Here is a 20,860-nt window from a genome sequence, read left to right as displayed (position 1 = left end):
GAGCCATAGATCCGCCGGATGCGAGAATATGTATCACTCGTGCGCCTTGATTGGAGCAATATGTCTGTCGGGGATACCTCTGACCGGGGTGGTACTGGACAGTTGGCCGCGCCCCTCGACGCGATCGATCGTTTGATCGTCGACGAACTGGTCGCGGACGGCCGGCTCTCGATCCGCGCGCTGGCCGAGAAGGTGCACATTTCCCGGGCGAACGCGTATGCGCGGGTCGAGCGGCTGACCAGCGCGGGCGTGATCACCGGCTTCACCGCGACGGTCGATCCGCTCAAGGTCGGGCTGGCCACCTCGGCGTACGTGATGCTCAATCTGCGGCAGAGCTCGTGGCGGGTTTTGCGGGAGCGGCTGGCGGCCATTCCGGAGGTGCGGCATGTGGCGCTGGTGGGTGGCGACTTCGACGCGATTTTGCTGGTGCGGGCGGCTGATAACGCTGGTCTGCGACGGGTGGTCTTTGACGAGCTCCAGGCCATTCCGGAGGTTCTGAGTACGCGGACCGCGCTGGTCTTCGAGGACCTCGGTACGCCCTGACGGCTGCCCTTGACGGGCCCCTTGACTGGTTTGGAAAGGGCTTGCTAGCGTCGCCTATCTACACGAGTAGATTTCTGTTCCGGTTGCTGCTGGAAGGCGGACGATGACGACCCGTTATGCCGTAGTGGGTACCGGGAGTCGAGCCCGGGAGTACGTGCGGGCGATCCTCCGCGATCACGCCGATACGGCCGAGCTTGTCGCCTTGCTCGACACCAACCCGGGCCGGCTGGCGTACCACCTGGACCTCGTCAAGGGCTTCGGCGGCGACAACCTGCCGACGTACTTCCCCAGCGGTCTGGAAGGGATGATCGCCGACGAGCGGGTGGACCGGGTGGTCGTCACCAGCCCCGACAACACCCACGCCGCGTTGGTCGCGCGCTGCCTTCGGGCGGGCGCGGACGTCATCGTGGAGAAGCCGCTCACGATCGACGCCGCCGGCACGCGGGAGATCGTCGAGGCCCAGAAGGCGTCCGGGCGTTCGGTGGTGGTCACCTTCAACTACCGCTACTCGCCTCGGAACAGCGCGCTGCGGCAGCTCATCGCGGACGGCGCGATCGGGCGCGTGACGGGTATCGACTTCCACTGGATGTTGGACACCCGGCATGGCGCCGACTACTTCCGGCGCTGGCATCGGGAGAAGGCGAACTCCGGCGGACTCCTTGTGCACAAGGCCTCCCACCACTTCGACCTGGTCAACTGGTGGCTCGACGCTGCGCCCGCGCGGGTCTTCGCGTCCGGCTCGCTTGCGTTCTATGGGGCTGCGAATGCCGAGCAACGCGGGCTCACCCCCCGACCTCCGCGCGGCACGGTCGACGGCTCATCCGCTGACCCGTTCCTCCTGGATCTGCGGACGGACGAGGACTTGCGCCGGCTGTACCTGGACGCCGAGCACCACGACGGCTATCTGCGTGACCAGGACGTCTTCGGCGAGGGCATCACCATCGAGGACAACCTCGCGCTGACCGCGGAGTACGACAGCGGCGCGCGATTGTCGTACTCCCTCAACGCGCACAGCCCGTGGGAGGGCTATCGCATCGCGGTCAACGGCACGGCCGGCCGGGTCGAGCTCGACGTGGTCGAACGGGCCGCCGTCCTCGGCCCCGAGGTGGACCCGAGCTACTCGTTCACCCCGGTGGCGACGGGCGACGTACGGGTGGAGGGCGAACGCCTTGTGCTGCAACGGCATTGGGAGTCCGCGGTGGAGGTGCCGATCCCGTCGGGTGTTGGTGGTCACGGTGGCGGTGACGCGGTGTTGTTCGCGGACCTCTTCCGCGGGGTTTCGGACGACCCGCTCGGCCGGGCCGCGGATCTCCACGACGGCGTGCGGGCGATTTCGGTCGGTATCGCCGGGAACGAATCCCTCGCGACCGGCCAACCGGTCACGATCGCGGATCTGGAGCTCGGCGGGTTTTAGGTTTTAGTTGCAGCCGCAAGAGGCGCGAAGGACCAACTCGGTCGGGTAGGTGAAGGCCTCGACCGGTTCGTCGACCTCGTCGAGCAGACGGCTGACCGCCTTCTGCGCGACGGCCTCCAGCGGCTGCCGTACGACGCTGAGCGGCGGCCAGCTGAACTCCGACTCGGCCGTGCCATCGAAGGCGACAACCGCCATCTCCCCCGGTACGTCGAGGCCGGCCTCATGGAGAGCCCGGAGCACGCCGACGGCCTGCAGGTCCGAGCTGACGAAGATCGCCGTCGGCCTTTCGGTTGCCTTAAGCAACTTGGCGACCTTCGCCTGCTTGACGGGCATCGGCGGGTTCGTCGTCGTCAGCAACTGCCGCCCGGCGTCGTACCCACCCTGGCGGCTGAACTCGGCCCGGGCGATCGGGCCCTCCGGCAAACCCGCGGCGACGAGGGCGTCGCGCCAGCCGAGTTCGCGCTCCGGGCTCCAGGCGCTCCGCTCGATGCCCATCACCAGGCCGATCCGCTCATGGCCGTGACCGATCAGGTGCTCAACGCCGAGGCGAGCGCCGGCCCGGTACTCGGGGCAGATCGAGGTCGTTCCCCGCACCGGGCGGTTCAGCGCGACGACCGGGATGCCCGAATCGTTCAGCTCGGCCAACTCGGTCGCGCCCGGTTCGCCGGTCGGCGTGGCGAGGATGAGGCCGTCGACCTGGCGGGCGAGCAGGTCGGAGATCTTGCGCTTCTCCACCGCCGGGTCGCTGTCGGTATTCGTCTGCAGTACGACGTAGCCGCGCGTGGCGGCCTCCTTCTCGACGGCCTTCGCGAGCTCGGCGTACAGGGGGTTGCCGCCGTCGGGCATGACCAGGCCGAACGTGCGCGTGCTGCCGACCTTCAACGCACGGGCGGCCGCGTTCGGGCGATAACCGAGCACGCGGATCGCCTCGAGCACCCGATCGCGCGTCCGTGGCGAGACCGCTCGCGGACCGTCGTTGACGACGTAGCTCACGACGGCCGTACTGACTCCGGCGTACTGGGCCACGTCGTTCCTGGTGACAACCTCGCGTGAGCCCTTCGCCATGGGCCGCATCGTACGCGCGCCGAGGCCCGATCAGTCGCAGGTGCTCAGGCGGCGGGACCCGGTCAGGCGTACGTGACGAAAAGGAGGCCGATCAGCAGCAGCACCGCGCCGGCCGTGCCGAACGCCGCGACACCGACCAGACCGAGCGAACTGCCGGCCACCCGGAACTCGGCCGGATCCTGCGGGGAGTAGACCACGTCGATCGACTCGCCAACGGCCTTCCCGCCGGCGTCGGCGTACGGCGACCGGGCCTGCACCTCGCGCCCGTCGGCCGTGTGGAAGCGGATGACGGGATAGCGGTACGTGCTGATCCCACTCTTGGTCGTCTTCTGGTCGACCTCGATCGCGACCAGCTGACCCGTCGCGGCAAAACCCCGCGTGAGCCGTCGCTCGCGTCGCGCCAGCACCCCGGCCGCCAGTACCCCGGCCGCCCCCGCGACCACGAACAGGTATCCCCAGATCACCACGCCTCTGCCCCCACAATTCGCACCGACAGACCGTAAACGTCCAGCAGGTCATCGGTCCCTACGATCAGGCGCGTTGGGTGCGATCGGCGTACGAGCGGAGCGCGCGGAGGAAGTCGACCTCGCGGAACGCCGGCCAGTAGGCGTCGCAGAAATACAGCTCAGACCGGGTGCTTTGCCAGAGCAGGAAGTTGGACATCCGCAGCTCACCACTCGTGCGGATGATCAGCTCGGGATCGGGCTGCCCGGCCGTGTAGAGATGACGCTTGATGTCGTCCATCGTCACGCTTCCGGCGAGGTCGGCGAGGCCCTTGCCCGCGGCCGCCTCGGTCTCCAGCAACGACCGAACGGCCTCCACCACTTCCTGCCGCCCGCCGTATCCGATCGCCAGGTTGAGGTGGTTGCCGGTCGTACAGTCCTTGGTCGCCTCGACCGCCTCCTTCAGCGCCCGCGCCGTACTGTCCGGCAGCAGATCGAGCATGCCCGCGATGTGCAGCTGCCACCGCCCGCCGGGTTGGCTGAGGCGACTCGCGACCACCTCCTCGGTCACGCGCATCAGGTACGCGACCTCGGCATCGCCGCGTTTGACCAGGTTCTCGGTGGAGCAGACGAAGGTCGTCACGTGGCGCACCCCGACCGACTCGCACCAGCCCAGCATCTTCTCGACGTGCTCCGCGCCGTACCGATGTCCGACACTCGGGTTCGCGTGCCCCTGACCGCGGGCCCAGCGCCGATTGCCGTCCATCACGATGCCGACATGCGCCGGTATCGGCCGGCCGTCGAGCCGGGCCCGAAGGCGACGGACGTACAGCGAGTAGAACGGCGCGAGCAACGTCATGCCGAACAACCTACGTCGCGGCAAGGACCTCCTCCCAGTGTTCGAGCAAAGTGCCCAGGTGCGCCGTCGGCCGTACGACGAGGGTCGCGTCGGCGAGGTGGTCCGCGAACCACCGGCCATTACGCGGCGGCGCATTCGCGTCGTACTCGCCGTACCAAAGGGCAACCGGGCGGGCGACGTCCTCCGGCCGGAAGTCCCAGTGGCGAAAGGTGATCGCCGCGTCCCAGAGATAGCCGTCCGTGTTCGCAAGCGCCTCGCGAGCCGACTCGGCAATGGCTTTTGGCGGCAGCTCGGCCAGCAGGCGCGCATCCCTCGGGGGCAGGCCTTCGAGGAACCGCTTGGCGAGGGCCTCGTCATCGTCGTCGGTCGGACGCAAGCGGGCGACGTACTGCTCGAAGTCCGGCCGCATCAGGGCCATGTTCGCCGCGACGGACCCGCCCGCGAGCGTGGCGAAGAAGTCCCGCTGCTCCGGGGAAAGGTCGTCGCGATGGCATGGCGGATCCATCACAGGCGCCATCCCCGGTGCTGCGACGACCGCGACCGCCCGGACCCGTTCGGGATGGCGCGCCGCGCAGGCCAAGGCGTACGGCCCGCCGACGGACATCCCGAGCAGACCGAACTCCCCCACGCCGAACGCGTCCGCTACGGCGACCAGGTCGTCCGCCGCGAACCGATGGCCCAGCTCGTCTAGCGCTGGGACGTCGTACGCGTCGGAGCTCCCATAGCCCGGCCGATTGACCGCGATCAGGCGCACGCCCAGTCGCCGCGCGGCGGCCTCACCCGCGAAGGCGGCTCGGCGAGTATCCGGACAGCCGTGCAGGAAGAACACCGCGCGCCCGCGTGGATCCCCGCCCTGCCAATACTGGACTTTTCGCCCGTCCGGCAGGGTGAGCTGAGTCAGCCCTCCCCTCCCTGGCCTCCCTGCTCGCCCGCGATGTTGATCATCCAGCCGATGCCGAACTGGTCCACGCACATGCCGAACTCGTCGCCCCACATCTGCTTCTCCAGCGGCACGCTCACGGTTCCCTCGGACGACAGCTTCTCCCAATAACCACGCAGCTCGTCACCGTCGTCACCACTCAGGCTGATCGCGATGTTCGAGCCCGGGTTGTGCTCCATCCCCGGCGGCGTATCGGCGGCCATCAGGGCGAAGCCACTGTCCGTCTCGAGCAGGCCGTGCATGATGTTGTTCTCTTGGGGCGTCCCGGCCATGCCGTACTCGCCGAACGTGTTGAGCGTGAGATTCCCGCCCAGAACACTCTGGTAGAACTCCATCGCCTGCCGGGCGTTGTCGGTGAAGCTGATGTAGGGATTGAGTCGCGAGGCCATCGGACGCTCCTTTGCGCACTGAAAATGGTCGGTGATTCGCACACTAGACCTGGCCACCGACAGTCTGCGAGACCTCGGCCCCGGCCTGTCCGCATAGACGAAGCACCGCTCGCGGGCTACCTTCCGAAGGTGAGTTTCAATGTCAGCGCGGATGCCTACGCACGGTTCATGGGCCGCTATTCCGAGCCCCTCGCGGTCCAGTTCGCGGAGCTCGCCAACCTCCAGGCGGGTCAGCGCGCGCTCGACGTCGGCTGCGGCCCGGGCGCCTTGACCGCGCAACTGGTCGACCGCCTCGGCCCGGAGGCCGTCTCCGCCATCGACCCGTCGGCGCCGTTCATCGCCGCACTTCGCGACCGCTTCCCCGAGGTCGACGTCCACTCCGGCACGGCCGAGGACCTCCCGTTCGCCGAGGACTCGTTCGACGTCACGCTGGCCCAACTCGTCGTCCACTTCATGTCCGATCCCGTCGCCGGCCTGCGGGAAATGGCCCGCGTAACCCGCTCCGGCGGCACCGTCGCGGCCTGCGTCTGGGACCACGCCGGCGACCGCGGCCCCCTGAGCCCGTTCTGGCTAGCCGCCCACGACGTCTCCTCAATCGTCCAAGACGAGTCCGACCTGGCCGGCGCACGATCCGGCCACCTCGCCGAACTCTTCACCTCCGCAGGCCTGCAGAACGTCAACTCCACCACGCTCTCGGTCGGAGTCCGGTACGAGTCCTTCGACGAGTGGTGGGAGCCCTACACCCTCGGCGTAGGCCCGGCCGGCGCCTACACCGCCAAACTCACCCCCGCCCACCGCGAAGCCGTCCGCACCCGCTGCGCCGAACGCCTCCCCACCGCCCCCTTCACCATCCACGCCACCGCCTGGACCACCACCGCTCTTGCATAGTGTGTTCGCGTGGCCGATCGACCAGCAGTACGCCGAGTGAGCTTCCAGGTTGAGCCGTGGGACGAGCACGGCGGACACGAACTGGTCCCATACGTCGACGGTGTACGCCTGCTGGACCTCGTCTCGACGTACGAGCGAGCCGCGCGCTTCGACGTGGCCGGGCAATACGCCGGCCTGGTACTCGACCACTTCAACTACGGCGACCTGACCGAATACCTGACCGGAGAACCCGGATACGCATTCGGCGACAAGCCGGGCACGATCGCCCTCCTCGGCTGCGACTGCGGCGAAGTCGGCTGCTGGCCATTCCTGGCACAAGTTGTCCTCGACAACGACCTGGTGACCTGGCGCGACTTCGCCCAACCAAACCGCCCGAAGCGCGACTACGGCCACCTCGGCCCCTTCACCTTCGCCCGCACCCAATACCTCAAAGCCATCCGCACCCTCACCGAACAACTCGAGTAGCCGGCCATCGGGGCAAGTAGTGCTAGGGGTTCGCGTCAGCCCCCGCCAGCACATCGGGCGCGCCCGCCACCAGGCGATGTTCGACACCGACGACTACGGGTCAGCACCTCCGGGCCAAAGCTGGTGCTTGAATCAGGCGCGTGTCCCGTCTACTCCTGATCAGTTCGTACGTCGCCTGGCCGTTGGTCGTCGGCCTCGTACGTGCGAGGGCGCGGATCCGCCGCCGATTCGTCGTCACATCCGCGGCCGGTTGGCTTGGCGCGCTGGTGATCGCCACGACCGGTCAGCCGCCCGAGATGGCACTCGCCGTCGGCCTGATGGTCGGAGTCATCGCCTCGCTATCCTGTTGGCTGGCCACCTCGGACGGCGTCAACTTCAACTGGGACGAGGGCAAGACCTACTGGCCGGACGACGGGCCAATCCCCACTGGCGAGAAGATTGCGGCCGCACTGGTGGCGCTGATCGGTCTCCTGGCCGTTGCCGCACGCGTCAGCACCTGAGGCCGGAACCATCGGTCTACAACGACCGGCTTCCGGACGACCTGGACGCCTTCTAGCCGGGCCGACCAGCATGTCGCACGGATGGCGACGACCATCCGGGCTTCGCTCATTTCAGGGGATGTTCCTCATCTCGAGCCGGGCGAACGTTGGCAACCCGCCTCTCCGAGGAAGCTCCGAACCTCGCGAAGTTGTTGCGCGCATGCGCCAGGCTCAGCTTCCCGTTCGGCCCACCACGGACAACGTCGGCGTCGTGCGTGTCCTGGCCGTCGTCCTCCCAAAAGCACACCGAACAGATCTCGTATCCACCCCGTTCAGCCAGGGTCAGATAACCACAACAAGGACAGCTGTACGGGCCGTCGCCTAATGGCCGGACCGCATTGAAAACCGGCGCTCTTTCCATGGACGCCATGGTCCCACCCGGCCGCGGTTGGCAGACGATTCGCTTCAGGCGCCGGCCTCGAGTACGGCGAGGTCGCGCACCGCATAACGGTGGTGCTCGGCCTCTTCCTTCAGCACCACCTTGAGACAGCGGCGTACGACGTACTCCTGATCGGGATACGGGTCCGCCGGCTTGCGACCGCATACCCGATCGAGCTCGGCCTCGGTGAGCCCGTCGACGACACGCCGCATCGTGGCCATGCGGGCGAGCCGCAGCGCGAGCACCTCGTCAAGCGTCGGGGTGGCATCGAGGGTGAGCCCGAGCTTCGCCGCCGCCTCGGGCGGCATCCCGCCGGCAGGGAAGCCCAACGGGTGATACGGCGCTTCCTCCTCCAGCACGGCAGAGCCGAGCCAAGCATCGCTGGCGAACAACAGGTGCCGCTGGGTCTCGACCAACGACCACTCGCCGTTGACCTGCTCGTACAGCTTGGCCTCGGGCAACAGCCTGGCCCGGTCGAGCGTCACCTCCCACAGCGTCTCGATGGCATCCCAAGCAGCCCGGTAGTCGTCGGGGGACGCGGCCTCACGCGCCAGCACCCGCGCGGGGTGCTGCCGGTCGAGCTCGGACTCGACATAGGCCGTCACGTCGACGTCGTTGACGACGAGTCGCTCGAAGGCGCCGCCGATGTAAACGTCGCCCCCATAACAGTCGACGATCTTCAGACCGCTGACCTCGCAATCGCGGATCTCGAGGCCGGCAAGCTCACACAGGTGAATGCGGGCATCACGGAACTGGTCACTCTGGACGTACTCAGCAGCCATCGAAGCAGTCTCCTCCACCCGCCCCTCCCGCACCAACGTTTAACACTAAAGTTTCGGGCCCTGCATCAGTACAACCCGTGGGTTAACCGGCAGGGACGGGAGTTGACGAGCCGGGAGTAGTCGGGTGCGCGGCGCCCTGATCGCGGCATGAGAGTGCGTCTTGCTGGCGTACAAGCTCGCGTACAAGCCGGTGGACGTGCCGATTTGCGCGACATACGGTCTGCCGCGTGACGATCGAACTCAGGCCCCTAACTGCGGCGGACGCCGAAGCGCACTGTGCAGGGGAAGACGAACTGACCGTTCGCTGGCTGACCGGGGGCTACGGCGACGTCGAAGGGACCATCGAATACTTCGAGTGGCTCGCAGGAAATGCCGACGCGGGAGTTGGCAAGCGCGGGTTCGGGATCTGGAAGTCCGGGCAACTTGGCGGATACATCGACTACACCCCTGATCTCGATGACGGACTCGACCCCGACGATGTGGCCCTGGCCTACGCGGTCCACCCGTGGGCTCGCGGCCAAGGCGTCGCGGTCGAGGCCGTCCGGCTCATCTGCGACGTCCTTCGAACCGGCAAAATCGGGACGCGCGCCGCCATCCGTGTAGAGCCGGAGAACTCGGCGTCGGTCCGCGTGGCGCAGAAGGCCGGGTTCAGATACGTCCGGGACTTTCCATCCAATCGAGACACTCACCCGGACGGAACGCCGACGAGGTTCAGCCTCTACTTGCTGGACCTGTAGAAAGCGGTCGTGACCTGCGCAAACGGTCTCAAACCACCGAGCCGCGAGTGCCTGCATCTAATGCAACTCCCGTGAACTGGCAGGGACGGGAGTCGATAGGCCGGGAGTTGCCATGGACGGGTTGCGGGTTCGCCTGAGCGGCTCCCGCGAACCGGGCAGCACCCTTACGCGCGTAGGGCCTCGCTAGCGACGTGGGCCGCGACTACGGTCGGCTGCGTGAGTAGCTGGTCCAGGAGCATCCAGAAGCGGGTGTTGCGAAGGTTCCGGCCGCTCGGCATACGGTCAGCTCCTCATCGGTGATGTTCGTGTACCTACGGTGCTCGAGTTTTGAGGTCGTGCACCTCAACCAGTTCGTCTTGCCGGCCCCTCAGCTGCGGCCACCCTTGTCCAAGATCGCCTGAAGCTCAGCTCGGCGATCGGCAATCTTCTCGCGCTCAGCGACACTGAGCCGCCGAAACTGCATGTCCAGCGCAGCAACAACAGCCTGCGACCCGCCGTCGCGCTTCCGGCGAGCGGCGCGAATCCCTGAGCAGCGAACATGCTCACTGGTCGCGGGTCATTGACGGCTGTTCCGGGGCACCTGGGGCGCCACTCCCCCGGGCGTAGCCCGTTTGGAAGATCGGTCGGCGGCTCGCTCGGGGGCCTTTCCCAGGCGTGGCCCGGTGCCCGCCCGGTGACCCATTTGCCCGGCTGGCCACTCGTAATCGCTCACTCATCGCTCGCCGTTGTGCTGGGTCCGTTGGCAGACGACGATCTGATCATGGGGAGACTTCTTTGCAGGATCGGCGTTCACCGGTGGGTCAACAAGCGCAACCCTGAGGGCGGCGCGCATTACCTGGAATGCGAACGGTGCCGGAAGCAGAAGGACACCATCACGCTCGGAGACAGCGGCGGCATCTGGGGTTAACCGGCTCGATCGCAATGTTTCGAGTCCAGTGTCGCGAGGTCTGCCGCACTGAGCCAGGCCGGAGCGGGAGACGCCACCGATCTCGTCGTGGCCAGTGGCGGCCACGGCGCGGATTGCACCGCCCGGGCACATCGTGCGAGACATCAGGCGGCTCTTGCGCGAACGCGGCTCAGAGCGTCGGGGGCACCACGGGGACACAGCTCGAACTTGAGCCCGGCTGATGGACCGACCTGTTCCTCGCCGCGGCGCTTTGGATCAATCGACGTACCGCTGTCGCCTGTCTCGGACAAGGGCCGCGACTACTCTCCTTGCTGACCTGGGAACACCTCAGAGCCGACGCGTCCTGACCGCCAGCGCGTGCGGGACAGGGTCCTCCCTGGGCTCCATGACGCGCTCGATCGCCAAGCCCGCTTGGAGGAACGTGGTCAGGAACTCCGCCAGTGGGAGGTGCCGCATGCCGACGTTCGCCCGGATTCCCTCGCCGCTCCAGTACGGCGCGGGCTGGTGCCGGCCGGACTCGCGATAGGTCGTGTGGACAGTCCGGGCCCCGTCCTCGTGGTACTCCACATGAGGACCGTTGAAGCAGGGATGAACCCCGTAGGAGACCAGCACGCCACCCGGCTCGAGCACCCGGACGGCCTCCCGGATGGTGCCCGCGAAGTCGTCCACGTCGGTGGAGATCCACAAGGTCGTGACAGTGCTGAAGGCCCCGTCCCGGAAGGGAAGGTGGGCGCCGTCCAGCTCGACCAGCGGCGCGTCCGACCTGGTCCGCGCCAACCGGAGCTGGTCGCTGGAGCGGTCCGCCCCGACCACCGAACGACCGGTCTGCTCGATCGTCGCCAGGTTCCAGCCGGTGCCGCAGCCGAGGTCGAGACACCGGCCCGTTCCCTGGCCGAGCAGCTCGAGCAGATACGGCCGGTTGTCCTCGGCGCCTTCGCGGAAACGCTCGTCGTACCAGTCGGCCAAGCCGTTGTACCGGGCTGTCATTCAACCACCCTATCCAGCGCCTGGTAGCAGGGCGACAGACATGGGCCAGCCGGCCCTGCGGGGCCGGATTGAGAACCCTGATGGGGGCCTGACCAGCGTTTCCGCTGGTCAGGCGGTGGAGCCGCCTATCGGAATCGAGCCGATGACCTTCTCACCACGAATCGTCCGAACAGAGTGCAGGGCCGTCTATGCCGGCTGCTTCACAGGCACGAATTCGACGTCGATCCGTCGATCAGCACAAGGTCGTCTAGATCAATCTCGGGCTCCTGTTAGCACGGTTGTTAGCAAGCAGGCGCGCCCTATCGGGATCAAGCGCTGCCCGCGAGATCCGGCGATCGAGTCCATACTCGTTTCCACCGATCCAGGTAGCGCGTGGCAAGTACCCCAGTGACAGGAGGAGTCCGTGAGCGGCCAAGACCTGCTCCTGCTGGTGGTCTGCATCGGACTCGTGCTGCGAGCAATCTGGGCCACGGCCGTACTGCACCGCCACAGTGGATGGGTGGCCGCAGGCGGATTCATTGGAGCCCTCGCAGGAGCACACTTCGTCGATGCCGACTGGCCACTACTGATTGGCATCGTCACATTCGTAGTGGCGGAGTTCTTCTACCAGACGGCCGGAAATCCACATCGCCCGCAGCGACGACCGCCGACCGATCCGTAACTGGCATTCGCCAACCTGCCGCCGCTTGCGTCTTCCCGTCTGCCGTTCAGCCCACGCGTAGCGCGATCAGGAGACGCCAGAGGGGCAAGGTGGAGCCGCTGGGCGGCTGGTAAGCCCGCAGATGCATGGCTGTTCAACGGCCCCCAAAGGTGGACCGATGAGCGAAGGTAACTGGAAGCGATCGGTTGGCTGGACAGCCGCCACCAAGGCGATCGGGATGCCGTCCCTCCGTGTTCACGACCTGCGTCACACGGCTGCGTCGGTGTGGCTCGGTTCCGGTGCGGACCCGAAGGTCGTTCAACGGGTCCTCGGGCATGCCTCGGCTGCGATGACGATGGACCTGTACGGGCACTTGATTGACCAGAACCTCTGGGATGCCGCGAAACGGGTCGGCCCTGAGAGCGGGGGCCTCATGGGGGCCTTGGGCCTGATCGAGGCCAAAAAAGAAGAACCCCCAGGCGAGGAAAGTTGCCTCTGACCTGCGGGTTCCTGGTGGAGCCGCCTATCGGAATCGAACCGATGACCTTCTCATTATCTCGAGGCCGAGCAGAGATCCCCAGGTCAGGAGGCTGTTGGGCGGCGAAAAGCCTTGTATAGCTGGGATTCGTCCGATCGTTTGGGGCTCAGGTCGGTTCGTCAGGGATCGTTGCGGAGTTCTCGTTGTGCGTACTTTTGTGCGTACTTTTGGCCTGCCGCATTTTGGCCAGCGACTGGGCGAGCAGCGCTCCGTCCCTGGTGTCGGTGTAGTTGCGACGGTTGACCTGCGCGGTGTGTCCGAGATGCGCTGCCCGGATCGCCTCCGGCACGCCGTCTACGAGCGTCAACGTGTTCAGGGTTGCACGCCAGACGTGCGAACGCTCGGTCTCAAGAGCTGGAATACCTAGCTCCTTGGCCATCTTCACATACAGCTCCTTCACCGCCTCGTTGCGCTGCCGCTGGTCCCAGACAACGCCAGGCTTGGCAGGACTCGGAATCAGCGGACCACCCATGGCGCGTGCAGTCTCCCACCGCGGCTTGAGCCGCTCCACGACCGCCGGATCGGTCACGTGAACGAAGCGCCCTTTCTTCGTCTTAGTGATCTCCGGCGGCAGGTCGAAGATCATCTTGTCGTCGTCGCACGTGACCATGGAGGGATCGACGTTCGTTGCCTCACTGACCCGCAGACCAGTCATGGTCTGTAGCAATGTCAGATCGATCGCGTTGGCCACTACCGCGATACGGTCTTCAAGCGTATACATCCCGCGCTTGGGGGGCTCGATCCCCTCGGCAGGGTCGAGAGCAAGCAAATAGTCGATTACGGCGTTCCACTCGTCGGCGGAGAGAGCCACACCTCCACGAGTTGGGGCGTCATCCTTGCTTCCGGCGAGATCGAGGCGCTTGCCCGCAATGGGCGAAGCATCGATCAACTCGTCGCGGATGAGTTGATCGAGAACATACTTGCCCAGCACGCTGCGAGCCTGGCGTGCTGTCTCTGACCCGTGGAGTTCGGCTATCTCTGTAAGGCACTTCTCGAGGGTGCGAAAGCGCGTCCCGGTGCCGATTGTGTGACCTTTGAGGCTGTGGCGGTGCTTGTGATCTTCGCGCAAACAGTGACCAACGATCAGCCTGTAGACACCCAGATATCTCGTGCGCGAGTTGTCTGCGATCCTCGCTGTCTCGATCGTCGGCTTGCTTACCGCCTCGATGTAGGTGACCAGACTGTCAGTCGCCTTCCAAATACCCCTACCGGACGCTGCTAGTAAGACCTTCACGGCCTTCTTCGCACGTCGCCGCGTCTCGCCCTTCGTGCTCCCCTTCGATCGCCTTCTTGCGATACGTCCGTCTAGCAGGCGAACCGTCCAGTCGAGCCACCACCCGCCGTCTCGCTCGTACGGCTCACTTCGATCGATGGTGTGCTCCCCGATCTCGAGTCGAGTCGTCGTCGCCCGCGGGCGTGCTGCCGCCTTCTTCGCCATGTCCCACCCCTACACAAAGAGATTGAATGCTATCTGAATGATCATCTGATAGCTTATTAGATCCAATCTGATCTCCATACGCAATCACGAGGAGTCATCCGTGCCCGAGACACGTGCCACCCCTTCGGTCCTGACGCCACAGGAGGCCGCGGACTACCTCAAGGTCGGATGCTCGACGATGAAGCGCTGGCGACTCAGAGGCGAGGGCCCCCGCTACGCGAAGGTAGGCAAGGCCGTGCGCTACCGCGAGGTGGACCTTGATGAGTATGTGAAGGGGCAGCTCGTCAGCTAGACCCAGAGACAGCAGGGCTTGTAGCCACGATCCCTAGCTTCGAACGCACACCCTTTGACGACAGCCGCAGAACAGCTGGCCCGGGATGCGGGCACTGGCGCCGGCTCCGTCAGAGCTCTTACATCCGAGAGCTACCCGCGGCCGGAGTCACGGTCGAACTCATTCGTCCCACTGAGGCTCTGAATGAGACCGGTGAGCCGATCGATCTCCTGACGAATCTGCTCCCATTGGCGCTGCGCAGCAACGCGGTCCGCTAGGTACTGCTGCTTCAGCGCCTCATTCTCTTCTGCACTGCGGTCGGAGAGGAGCGCCGCGATCGGGAGGCCGAGGACCTCGGCCATGGCGGCCGCTTCGTCGAGGCGAATCGCTCGGGTCTGTTGTTCGATGCGCGCTACTGCTGACTTGTCAACATTGACCCCCAGGACTTCGGTCACCCTCCGCGCAAGCTCCGCCTGGCTCAGCCCCTGCCTCTCGCGCTCCATTCGGAGACGGCGGGCGAAGGTGTCGGAGGGCAGAGCAGGCATGGGGGGCATAGGGAGGGCTTCTTCCGGCTTCGATCGGGGGCACGCGTGATGTGCACCAGGAGGCTACCGAACCCAAACCGTTGTAGCTACAGCGGCAACCCATCGGTCTCTGATTCGGTTTCGGCTCGTATCTGTATCGAAACCTGCGATCTAGCGCCAGTCGGGACGGCCGATAGCCGCTCCCGATCTGCCGAAATCTTTACGAACTGACGCTCGAACAGAGCACTCCGGTGGAGGCGCCCCTAGCGGGTCGGGATCAGGCAGGCACCCCCATGGCTCGACCCGGTCCGTTCGCATCGCGACCCGACCCGACCCGACCCGACCCGACCCGACCCGCTCCCCGATCATGCGCTCATCATTCAATGGTTATTTAGATGATTATTCGATAAGCTCATTCAATGATGATCACCCAGATTGCCCGGGCCTCTTCGGGCAACGGATCGAAACGCGAAGGGAACGATCGATGAATCGGATCAGCGAGTCAGTCGCCTCGGCGCTCATCCAGGCGCAGGTGCCGCTGCCTGACGCGGCCTGGGACGTCAAGTCCTTCCTGGAGAATGCCAAGACCTACCTCCAGACGACCGGCGGCCTCTTGCTCATGGCGCTCGGCACGGCCGGCTTGATCTGGGGAGTCGTGCAGCTCATCAAGAAGCTCATCGGCGGGCAGCAGAACGGTAAGGGCCACGGTTGGGGCGAGATCGTCATGCTCATCCTGATCGGCGGAGCAGTCGGCACCGGCGGCTGGACGCTCGTCAACGCGGTGGGCTCCGGTGGCCAGACCACGATCGAGGAGCTCGGCGGCGGAACGATCGTCGTCGCACCGGGTCCGATCGAGGGCCGATAGCCAGACCAGCCGCACGCCGGCTCCATCGGCACTCGACGGCCGACAAACGCAGGGACGTACATGAGCATCAACGACAGGCTCACCGCATTCGGCAAGGTCTTCCGGCTCGACTCGCACCACGCGATTGAGCGCTTCGGGCTCTTTTTCGGCGTGCTCACCCTCGCAGGCGTGCTCTTGCTCGCGGCATCGGGTGTGTCGGCGATCACGGCCGGGCGCGACACTCTCGCCGAAAGGGCTCTGTGGACCCCAAAGTTCACGACCTCGAAGACACAGCTCAGTGGCGATGTCGACGGCGTCTACACCAATAGGCGCAAGAACAAGGCTCTGGTCATGATGCACTTCGACGATCGGGCCAAGATCTCCTACGACGCGTCCGACTACAAGGCGTTCCTGCTCGGATCGGACGACAAACTCAAGACCGAGAAGCTGAAGACCCCCGGCGTTACCGGGTCGTTCCACGTCTTCGGGGCGACTGGCTACGTCGGCGTGGTTCTCGAGTCGCAGCGGGCGTTCGAGCCGCAGGTGCTCAACCTCACCATCCGGGCCAACGCGGAGCTCTCCTTCAGCAAGCAGCGAGCCGCCGGGGCGAACGCCGACGAATTGATCGGCGACAGGTCGTTCGCGAAGTACGACCAGTGGCGGATCTTTCTCAATCCCGGGGCCTCGGGAACCACGACGATTGACTCGCTGGACGCGGCGAAGTTCGATGCCGCGCGCGCCTATTACGAGGTCGTCCTCGAACAGGAGGAGACCAAGGCTCGCGACGCTCTCGACGAAAAGCTCGGCGAGATGCGCACGAGCCTTACGCAGATCAGCTCCTACAGCAAAGACCTTGCCACGACAAAGGTCGACGGCCTGTTCCTGCGCCCACCGACCGTCCCGGCGAGCATTGCCGGCGACCAGGTCACCGGTGAAACCACGGCTGAATCCAAGGCCGGCGAGTCAACTCTCGCGCTGCACACCACCAAGGTCGTGCCTGGCGGGTTCAAGTTCGACTGGCGCTCGAGCAACGTCGAAGCCGGCTACCTCGATCAGCTCGTGCCGAAAGGCCAAAGCTACGTCGACTACCTCCAGACCAAGGCAGCGGAGACGGCGGGCACCACCGGTACGTCGAGCGAGATCAGCGACATCGCGTGGACGTTGTCGAACGGGAAGAGCCTGACCACCGACTACCGGACGTCCGACGTCACCATGCGCCCCTTGACCACGGTCATGAACAACCTGTCCCAGGCATACCAGGACTACTACGCCAGCAAGTCCAAGTACCAATCGGACCTCCTGCTTGGCCTGCTCAAGCTCGACGTCGACCTTCGCGACGTGCGCACCAACAACACGACCAACGCAGACGAGGACTTCCTCGTGACCTACAGCTAAGCCACCTCGGCAGGTCTGGGGCAAGAAGCTCGCGCGGCCGACAGGGCTCCCTGCCGCCACAAGAAAGAGGGAAACATGGAGGACGACACCCCACAGACCCACGACGCGACCACGAACGCGGGCACGAGTGAGCAGCCGACGGCAGGTGCCACCGGTGGCCCGACGGGCGGGAAAACTCCGGCCCACGGGGACTTCAAGGGTGCCATGGCCGGAGCCGCAGCCGAGGCCGCGGTCGACCAGGCCGTCGGAGACCGGCTGTCCGACGGCAAGAAGCGGCTGTTGGCCGCCGGCGCCCGCGGTGCAGCCGAGGGCGCGATGCGGGGCGGCGCAGCTGGCGCAGGTGTCGGCGCCGCGAAGGAGACCGGGCTTGCCGCCCTGCGGCAGACCTCGGAGGGGAACCAGCACGCTCCCACCCGGGAGCCGGACGGCCGTAACCACGCAGGCCCCACTGTCGATGCCGACAACCAAGATCTTCACCCGAAACTCGGCACGGGCGGCACGAGCTATCGGCGCGACCAAGCCTCAGGCGACGAATCCGAGACCACTGCCGGAAACGGACCGGGACATCCAGACAGCGGTGGCCGGAACAAGAAGGTGGCCTTGGCCACCGCGGCGTCCGCTACGCCGCCGGCTGGTTTGCTCGCGTTACTCATCCTCTTCCTGAACTGGCTGAAGTCGTTCTTCTTCGCGATGCTCGCGCAGGCGTTGTCGTTCCTGCAGATGATGCTGCAGTGGATCGTCGGTGCAGGTAGCGCGCTGTGGAATGCCGCCACGAAGCCGTTCATGGCGGCCGGGGCCGCGGTGGCAAAGGTCGTCGCGGCGATCTCCGGCGGCAGTGCGGTGATCTCGACAACGGTCGCTGCGGCAGGACTTGCAGCAGTGTCCGGCCTCGGCGTGCTCGCGCTCATTGGTGGCCTTCTCAGCGTCGTCAGCACAACCTTCGCCGTGCACGACGATCCGATCGCCACGGACTGCAGCGCACGCGGCGACAGCGTGGTCCCGGTCGGGAGTAACGACCCGGTTGGTGCGAACGCCGACAAGAACGCCCAAGCCGTGTACTCGGTCCTGAAGACCTGGGGCATGCCGGAGGTCAATATCGCCGGCATCCTCGGCAACTGGACCCAGGAGTCCGGGATCGACCCGACGAGTGTGCAGAACTTCCCCACCGGCACCTACGTCATGACCGACAAGAAGAAGAGCGCCGCGCAGAACACCGACAACGGCATCGGCCTTGGCCAGTGGACCTTCGGCCGCAACGCGCTCTTGCGCAACTACGCCGGCGCGAAGGGTTCGGACTGGTGGAACCTCGGACTGCAACTGCGATTCATGGCCGATCTGAACGGCGGGGACAACCCCAGCGACGTTCGAGTCTTCAAGGGCATGCTCACAACCCCACAGGGCACTCCGGCTCAGGCCGCAACGTACTTCCACGAGAACTGGGAACGGTCGGCCGACGGACCCGCCGGGATCGCGGCCCGCGGCCAGAAGGCCGAGATGTGGTTCGCCAAGATGAGCGGCTGGACGGTCGACAAAGGACTGGTCCGCACGACGGTGGGCGACTTCCTCAACGAGGGCAGCACCATCGTCAATCTGCTCCTCGAAGGCGGGCACTGCAACGCCCCAGGCAACGACGGCGTCGTCTCGCCGAAGAGCGGCGGCATGACCCAGGAAGAGGCCCAGGCGCTTGTAGACCTCTTCAATCAGGAGGGCGACAAGTTCCTCGACGGCCGGTACGGCGAAGAGGGTGGACCGGGGTCCTGCCGCAGCAACCACGCCATGAACTGCACGAGCTTCAGCATCTATTTCGTGAACAAGTACACGACGTTCCAGGCCTATCCCCCGGGCGACGGTATCCGGACGGCCTACTCGATCGCGGAACAGACTGGCAAGAAGATGCAGGCGACGCCGGTCCCGTACTCGGTCGGATCCGGCCCTGGCTCCACGGGATGGGGTCACACGCTCGTGGTGCTTGGTGTCGATGGAGACAAGGTCATCCTCGGCGAGGCGGGCTACTGCGCCTACATGGGCCGGGTGCGCATCGACAGCGCCGCGGCAATGGCAGCCGAGGGCTGGATGTTCGTTGACGTCTCGGACCTGATGCTGCCTGCCGATCAGGTCAAAAAGTCATGACCCCCACCGACCCGCTCCCTGCCCCCAGGACCAGACCACTCAGCCACCCCTCGAACGACCCGGAAGACGAACAGATGACCGACGAGACAACCGGCCCAACACCGGAGGCAACGGACGCTGACGACAAGAACCTCACCGAACGGCCACGCCGCGAGCACAGCAAGGTCACGGGGCCCGATCTCGAGGTCCGCTTCAACAACTGGGCGGCCGCACGGCGCACTCGCCCGGGCAGACTTTCCGACGCCCACACACCCAGCAGCCCCAGGCACAGCCCGAGACAACGCCTCGCGATCGTGCTGGGGCTCGTACTGGCCGCTACGGCCGTACTCAGCGCGGTCGGAAACCGCACCTACGACCAGCAGAGCACGGCAAACACACTCCGGATCAGCGCGCTTCAAACTTCCTCCGCGGTGGCTCCGGACGGCGCCCCCACCCCGACGGCGGCACGGGTCGACAGCAAGGCGCTCGCGGTGCTCAACGCACGGGCCGCGGCGGCTGCAAAAGCAGTGGCGGACAAGCAGCAGGATTACACCGGGCTCTTCCATGCGGTGAACAACGCTCCCGGTGCTGGCAACGGTGCACCGAACGAAGCCGTCCTGAAGACCGTCGAGCATCGCCGGGTGCTGGCCCCGTTCTGGGATCCGAAGTCCTTCGTCGCCGACGAACGGCTGGCCTATTCCTTTACGACGACGCCCTACTTCGGCAGGGACGAGATGGACCCGCGCTTTGCCTGGTATGTCCGCTACGACGGGCTGAAGGCGGTGGATCCGAAGTCGTACGGCTGGAGGGTGGAGTCGGTGATGTCGACGCTCGACGCGCCGACCAGGGCGCGGGTGGTCTGGGTGTGCAGGGACAGCAAGACCACGGTGCTCGCCTGGGCCAGCGCTATCTACGACGGCTCGAGGCGGACGTTCAGCGGACTCGGGCTGGTCGTCACGGCCGCGGGCCGGCAGCACCAGCCCGAGACGGACGCAGCAAAGGCCGGCAGAGCGCCGGAGCTGGGAGAAGGGCCGGTGCGGAAGCCATGACGGTGCCGGACAAGAGTGGGTTCTGGGCGAGGAACCGTTGGATCCTGGCGTTCGCAACCGTAGTGGCCACCGGGATCATCCTGGCTACTGCCGAGGCGGTGGACCAGTCGCGGCATCTCGCTGCTCAGGAGTCGCAGGTCAGGTCTCTGGAGGCGTCGAGTTCACAAGAGGCCCGGCAGGAAGCCGAGGTCTCAGAGAAGACCGTCTTGGCAGGGATCGGCATCAGCGCGGCCCGGGTCAGGAAAGACACCGCGACCCTCGCCCAACTGCTGTCCATGGCCTTCACCTGGGATTCCGGCGAGACCTACGAGCTCGCCCGCGAATCGCTGAAGGACCGCTTCGGTCTGTCCGAGAAGGACGCCTTCCTGCAGACCTTCCTGCCACCGTCCAGATTCAACGAGGACGCCAGCCGGAAGCGGCGCTACTACATCGACGCGATCGCCATGACCTCAGCGGTCAGCCGCAACCTCGACGTCGACGTGGTCGAAGTGGCAGCCACCCGGTACCGCTACGCAGTCATCGCAGACATCGAGGTCGGTGTCAGCAGCGCGGCGCAGAACGGAGAGGGGCGGGTGACGCGGCAGCCGACCGCTATTCGGCGGGTCCTTCTCTACGCCACCGTCAGCGCCGATGGGACGGTCTCGAACTTGGTCGGGATTGCTCCATGGGGCTCGACCCGCTTCTCGCGATGACCCTATTCAGCTTGACCGCAGAC

At 66.0% G+C, this 20,860-nt stretch carries 24 protein-coding genes and 1 tRNA gene; 14 read left to right on the top strand and 11 right to left on the bottom strand.

The features are described from left to right. The first annotated feature begins 60 nt into the window (after nucleotides 1–60). Entirely contained in the window at nucleotides 61–543 is a 483-nt protein-coding gene (locus OG394_RS29855) for an Lrp/AsnC family transcriptional regulator (protein ID WP_328990476.1), read from the top strand. Nucleotides 544–646: 103 nt separating this feature from the next. Continuing rightward, the gene (locus OG394_RS29850; protein WP_328990475.1) at nucleotides 647–1,957 is read left to right on the top strand and encodes a Gfo/Idh/MocA family protein; all 1,311 of its coding nucleotides are present in this window, start codon (nucleotides 647–649) and stop codon (nucleotides 1,955–1,957) included. Nucleotides 1,958–1,960: 3 nt separating this feature from the next. On the opposite strand, the gene OG394_RS29845 is transcribed toward OG394_RS29850, so the two are convergent. The 5 genes from OG394_RS29845 to OG394_RS29825 form a co-directional block, all read right to left on the bottom strand. Beyond that, complete coding sequence (locus OG394_RS29845) at nucleotides 1,961–3,022, bottom strand: LacI family DNA-binding transcriptional regulator (RefSeq protein WP_328990474.1); 1,062 nt, start codon at nucleotides 3,020–3,022, stop codon at nucleotides 1,961–1,963. Nucleotides 3,023–3,084: 62 nt separating this feature from the next. Next, nucleotides 3,085–3,489 (bottom strand): DUF3592 domain-containing protein, encoded by a 405-nt coding sequence (locus tag OG394_RS29840; protein WP_328990473.1) that lies wholly within the window; start codon nucleotides 3,487–3,489, stop codon nucleotides 3,085–3,087. Between the two features lie 64 nt (nucleotides 3,490–3,553). Continuing rightward, on the bottom strand, nucleotides 3,554–4,324 hold the full coding sequence (gene uppS / locus OG394_RS29835; protein WP_328990472.1) for a polyprenyl diphosphate synthase: 771 nt from the start codon (nucleotides 4,322–4,324) through the stop codon (nucleotides 3,554–3,556). Nucleotides 4,325–4,334: 10 nt separating this feature from the next. Further along, on the bottom strand, nucleotides 4,335–5,153 hold the full coding sequence (locus tag OG394_RS29830) for an alpha/beta fold hydrolase (RefSeq protein WP_328990471.1): 819 nt from the start codon (nucleotides 5,151–5,153) through the stop codon (nucleotides 4,335–4,337). Between the two features lie 68 nt (nucleotides 5,154–5,221). Further along, on the bottom strand, nucleotides 5,222–5,653 hold the full coding sequence (locus OG394_RS29825) for a VOC family protein (protein ID WP_328990470.1): 432 nt from the start codon (nucleotides 5,651–5,653) through the stop codon (nucleotides 5,222–5,224). Between the two features lie 129 nt (nucleotides 5,654–5,782). Between OG394_RS29825 and OG394_RS29820 the strand changes: the two genes are divergently transcribed. The 3 genes from OG394_RS29820 to OG394_RS29810 all read left to right on the top strand — a co-directional run bounded on the left by OG394_RS29820 (nucleotide 5,783) and on the right by OG394_RS29810 (nucleotide 7,506). Then, entirely contained in the window at nucleotides 5,783–6,541 is a 759-nt protein-coding gene (locus tag OG394_RS29820; RefSeq protein ID WP_328990469.1) for a class I SAM-dependent methyltransferase, read from the top strand. A gap of 9 nt (nucleotides 6,542–6,550) precedes the next feature. Further along, entirely contained in the window at nucleotides 6,551–7,006 is a 456-nt protein-coding gene (locus OG394_RS29815) for a hypothetical protein (RefSeq protein WP_328990468.1), read from the top strand. Nucleotides 7,007–7,146: 140 nt separating this feature from the next. Then, nucleotides 7,147–7,506, top strand: a complete 360-nt coding sequence (locus tag OG394_RS29810; protein WP_328990467.1) for a hypothetical protein — start codon at nucleotides 7,147–7,149, stop codon at nucleotides 7,504–7,506. Between the two features lie 106 nt (nucleotides 7,507–7,612). Here the strand turns inward: OG394_RS29810 and OG394_RS40155 are convergent, their stop codons facing one another. Beyond that, on the bottom strand, nucleotides 7,613–7,906 hold the full coding sequence (locus tag OG394_RS40155) for a CPCC family cysteine-rich protein (RefSeq protein ID WP_442914238.1): 294 nt from the start codon (nucleotides 7,904–7,906) through the stop codon (nucleotides 7,613–7,615). 44 nt (nucleotides 7,907–7,950) lie between these two features. Then, the gene (locus OG394_RS29805) at nucleotides 7,951–8,706 is read right to left on the bottom strand and encodes a DinB family protein (protein WP_328990466.1); all 756 of its coding nucleotides are present in this window, start codon (nucleotides 8,704–8,706) and stop codon (nucleotides 7,951–7,953) included. Nucleotides 8,707–8,933: 227 nt separating this feature from the next. Here OG394_RS29805 and OG394_RS29800 point away from each other — a divergent pair, with 227 nt between their 5' ends. Next, nucleotides 8,934–9,443: a GNAT family N-acetyltransferase gene (locus tag OG394_RS29800; protein ID WP_328990465.1), complete on the top strand. Its 510-nt coding sequence runs from the start codon at nucleotides 8,934–8,936 to the stop codon at nucleotides 9,441–9,443. 1,234 nt (nucleotides 9,444–10,677) lie between these two features. Here the strand turns inward: OG394_RS29800 and OG394_RS29795 are convergent. After that, a complete protein-coding gene (locus OG394_RS29795; RefSeq protein WP_328990464.1) occupies nucleotides 10,678–11,337 on the bottom strand; it encodes a class I SAM-dependent methyltransferase in 660 nt (219 codons plus the stop codon). A gap of 403 nt (nucleotides 11,338–11,740) precedes the next feature. Here OG394_RS29795 and OG394_RS29790 point away from each other — a divergent pair, with 403 nt between their 5' ends. Together OG394_RS29790 and OG394_RS29785 are read left to right on the top strand one after the other, a co-directional pair. Beyond that, nucleotides 11,741–11,998, top strand: a complete 258-nt coding sequence (locus OG394_RS29790; protein ID WP_328990462.1) for a hypothetical protein — start codon at nucleotides 11,741–11,743, stop codon at nucleotides 11,996–11,998. Between the two features lie 157 nt (nucleotides 11,999–12,155). Then, nucleotides 12,156–12,476: a tyrosine-type recombinase/integrase gene (locus OG394_RS29785; protein WP_328990461.1), complete on the top strand. Its 321-nt coding sequence runs from the start codon at nucleotides 12,156–12,158 to the stop codon at nucleotides 12,474–12,476. Between the two features lie 15 nt (nucleotides 12,477–12,491). Here OG394_RS29785 and OG394_RS29780 read toward each other — a convergent pair. Next, nucleotides 12,492–12,568 (bottom strand) — tRNA-Ser (locus tag OG394_RS29780). Nucleotides 12,569–12,621: 53 nt separating this feature from the next. Then, entirely contained in the window at nucleotides 12,622–13,953 is a 1,332-nt protein-coding gene (locus OG394_RS29775; protein WP_328990460.1) for a site-specific integrase, read from the bottom strand. Between the two features lie 100 nt (nucleotides 13,954–14,053). Between OG394_RS29775 and OG394_RS29770 the strand changes: the two genes are divergently transcribed. Then, complete coding sequence (locus OG394_RS29770) at nucleotides 14,054–14,245, top strand: helix-turn-helix domain-containing protein (RefSeq protein ID WP_209692378.1); 192 nt, start codon at nucleotides 14,054–14,056, stop codon at nucleotides 14,243–14,245. Nucleotides 14,246–14,376: 131 nt separating this feature from the next. Here OG394_RS29770 and OG394_RS29765 read toward each other — a convergent pair whose 3' ends face one another. After that, nucleotides 14,377–14,769, bottom strand: coding sequence for a helix-turn-helix domain-containing protein (locus OG394_RS29765; RefSeq protein ID WP_281067205.1), 393 nt, complete (start codon nucleotides 14,767–14,769; stop codon nucleotides 14,377–14,379). A 463-nt stretch (nucleotides 14,770–15,232) separates the two neighbouring features. Here OG394_RS29765 and OG394_RS29760 point away from each other — a divergent pair, with 463 nt between their 5' ends. The 5 genes from OG394_RS29760 to OG394_RS29740 all read left to right on the top strand — a co-directional run bounded on the left by OG394_RS29760 (nucleotide 15,233) and on the right by OG394_RS29740 (nucleotide 20,837). Continuing rightward, complete coding sequence (locus OG394_RS29760) at nucleotides 15,233–15,613, top strand: hypothetical protein (RefSeq protein WP_020385318.1); 381 nt, start codon at nucleotides 15,233–15,235, stop codon at nucleotides 15,611–15,613. A gap of 60 nt (nucleotides 15,614–15,673) precedes the next feature. Beyond that, a complete protein-coding gene (locus tag OG394_RS29755) occupies nucleotides 15,674–16,987 on the top strand; it encodes a hypothetical protein (RefSeq protein WP_328990459.1) in 1,314 nt (437 codons plus the stop codon). Nucleotides 16,988–17,062: 75 nt separating this feature from the next. Then, nucleotides 17,063–19,117, top strand: coding sequence for a phage tail tip lysozyme (locus OG394_RS29750; protein ID WP_328990458.1), 2,055 nt, complete (start codon nucleotides 17,063–17,065; stop codon nucleotides 19,115–19,117). Nucleotides 19,118–19,191: 74 nt separating this feature from the next. Beyond that, nucleotides 19,192–20,145, top strand: coding sequence for a hypothetical protein (locus tag OG394_RS29745; protein WP_328990457.1), 954 nt, complete (start codon nucleotides 19,192–19,194; stop codon nucleotides 20,143–20,145). Then, on the top strand, nucleotides 20,142–20,837 hold the full coding sequence (locus OG394_RS29740) for a hypothetical protein (RefSeq protein WP_328990456.1): 696 nt from the start codon (nucleotides 20,142–20,144) through the stop codon (nucleotides 20,835–20,837). The genes OG394_RS29745 and OG394_RS29740 overlap by 4 nt, the downstream gene beginning before the upstream one ends. Nucleotides 20,838–20,860: the final 23 nt, after the last annotated feature.

Source organism: Kribbella sp. NBC_01245 (assembly GCF_036226525.1).
Lineage (GTDB): Bacteria > Actinomycetota > Actinomycetes > Propionibacteriales > Kribbellaceae > Kribbella.
This window is presented reverse-complemented; position numbering and strand designations above follow the sequence as displayed.

Bases quoted from the DNA above. Each gene is read 5' to 3' on its own strand.
- OG394_RS29855 (WP_328990476.1), top strand. From the start codon at position 61: ATGTCTGTCGGGGATACCTCTGACCGGGGTGGTACTGGACAGTTGGCC.
- OG394_RS29850 (WP_328990475.1), top strand. From the start codon at position 647: ATGACGACCCGTTATGCCGTAGTGGGTACCGGGAGTCGAGCCCGGGAG.
- OG394_RS29845 (WP_328990474.1), bottom strand. From the start codon at position 3,022: ATGGCGAAGGGCTCACGCGAGGTTGTCACCAGGAACGACGTGGCCCAG.
- uppS (WP_328990472.1), bottom strand. From the start codon at position 4,324: ATGACGTTGCTCGCGCCGTTCTACTCGCTGTACGTCCGTCGCCTTCGG.
- OG394_RS29825 (WP_328990470.1), bottom strand. From the start codon at position 5,653: ATGGCCTCGCGACTCAATCCCTACATCAGCTTCACCGACAACGCCCGG.
- OG394_RS40155 (WP_442914238.1), bottom strand. From the start codon at position 7,906: ATGGAAAGAGCGCCGGTTTTCAATGCGGTCCGGCCATTAGGCGACGGC.
- OG394_RS29805 (WP_328990466.1), bottom strand. From the start codon at position 8,706: ATGGCTGCTGAGTACGTCCAGAGTGACCAGTTCCGTGATGCCCGCATT.
- OG394_RS29795 (WP_328990464.1), bottom strand. From the start codon at position 11,337: ATGACAGCCCGGTACAACGGCTTGGCCGACTGGTACGACGAGCGTTTC.
- OG394_RS29785 (WP_328990461.1), top strand. From the start codon at position 12,156: ATGAGCGAAGGTAACTGGAAGCGATCGGTTGGCTGGACAGCCGCCACC.
- OG394_RS29775 (WP_328990460.1), bottom strand. From the start codon at position 13,953: ATGGCGAAGAAGGCGGCAGCACGCCCGCGGGCGACGACGACTCGACTC.
- OG394_RS29765 (WP_281067205.1), bottom strand. From the start codon at position 14,769: ATGCCTGCTCTGCCCTCCGACACCTTCGCCCGCCGTCTCCGAATGGAG.
- OG394_RS29760 (WP_020385318.1), top strand. From the start codon at position 15,233: ATGAATCGGATCAGCGAGTCAGTCGCCTCGGCGCTCATCCAGGCGCAG.
- OG394_RS29755 (WP_328990459.1), top strand. From the start codon at position 15,674: ATGAGCATCAACGACAGGCTCACCGCATTCGGCAAGGTCTTCCGGCTC.
- OG394_RS29750 (WP_328990458.1), top strand. From the start codon at position 17,063: ATGGAGGACGACACCCCACAGACCCACGACGCGACCACGAACGCGGGC.
- OG394_RS29745 (WP_328990457.1), top strand. From the start codon at position 19,192: ATGACCGACGAGACAACCGGCCCAACACCGGAGGCAACGGACGCTGAC.
- OG394_RS29740 (WP_328990456.1), top strand. From the start codon at position 20,142: ATGACGGTGCCGGACAAGAGTGGGTTCTGGGCGAGGAACCGTTGGATC.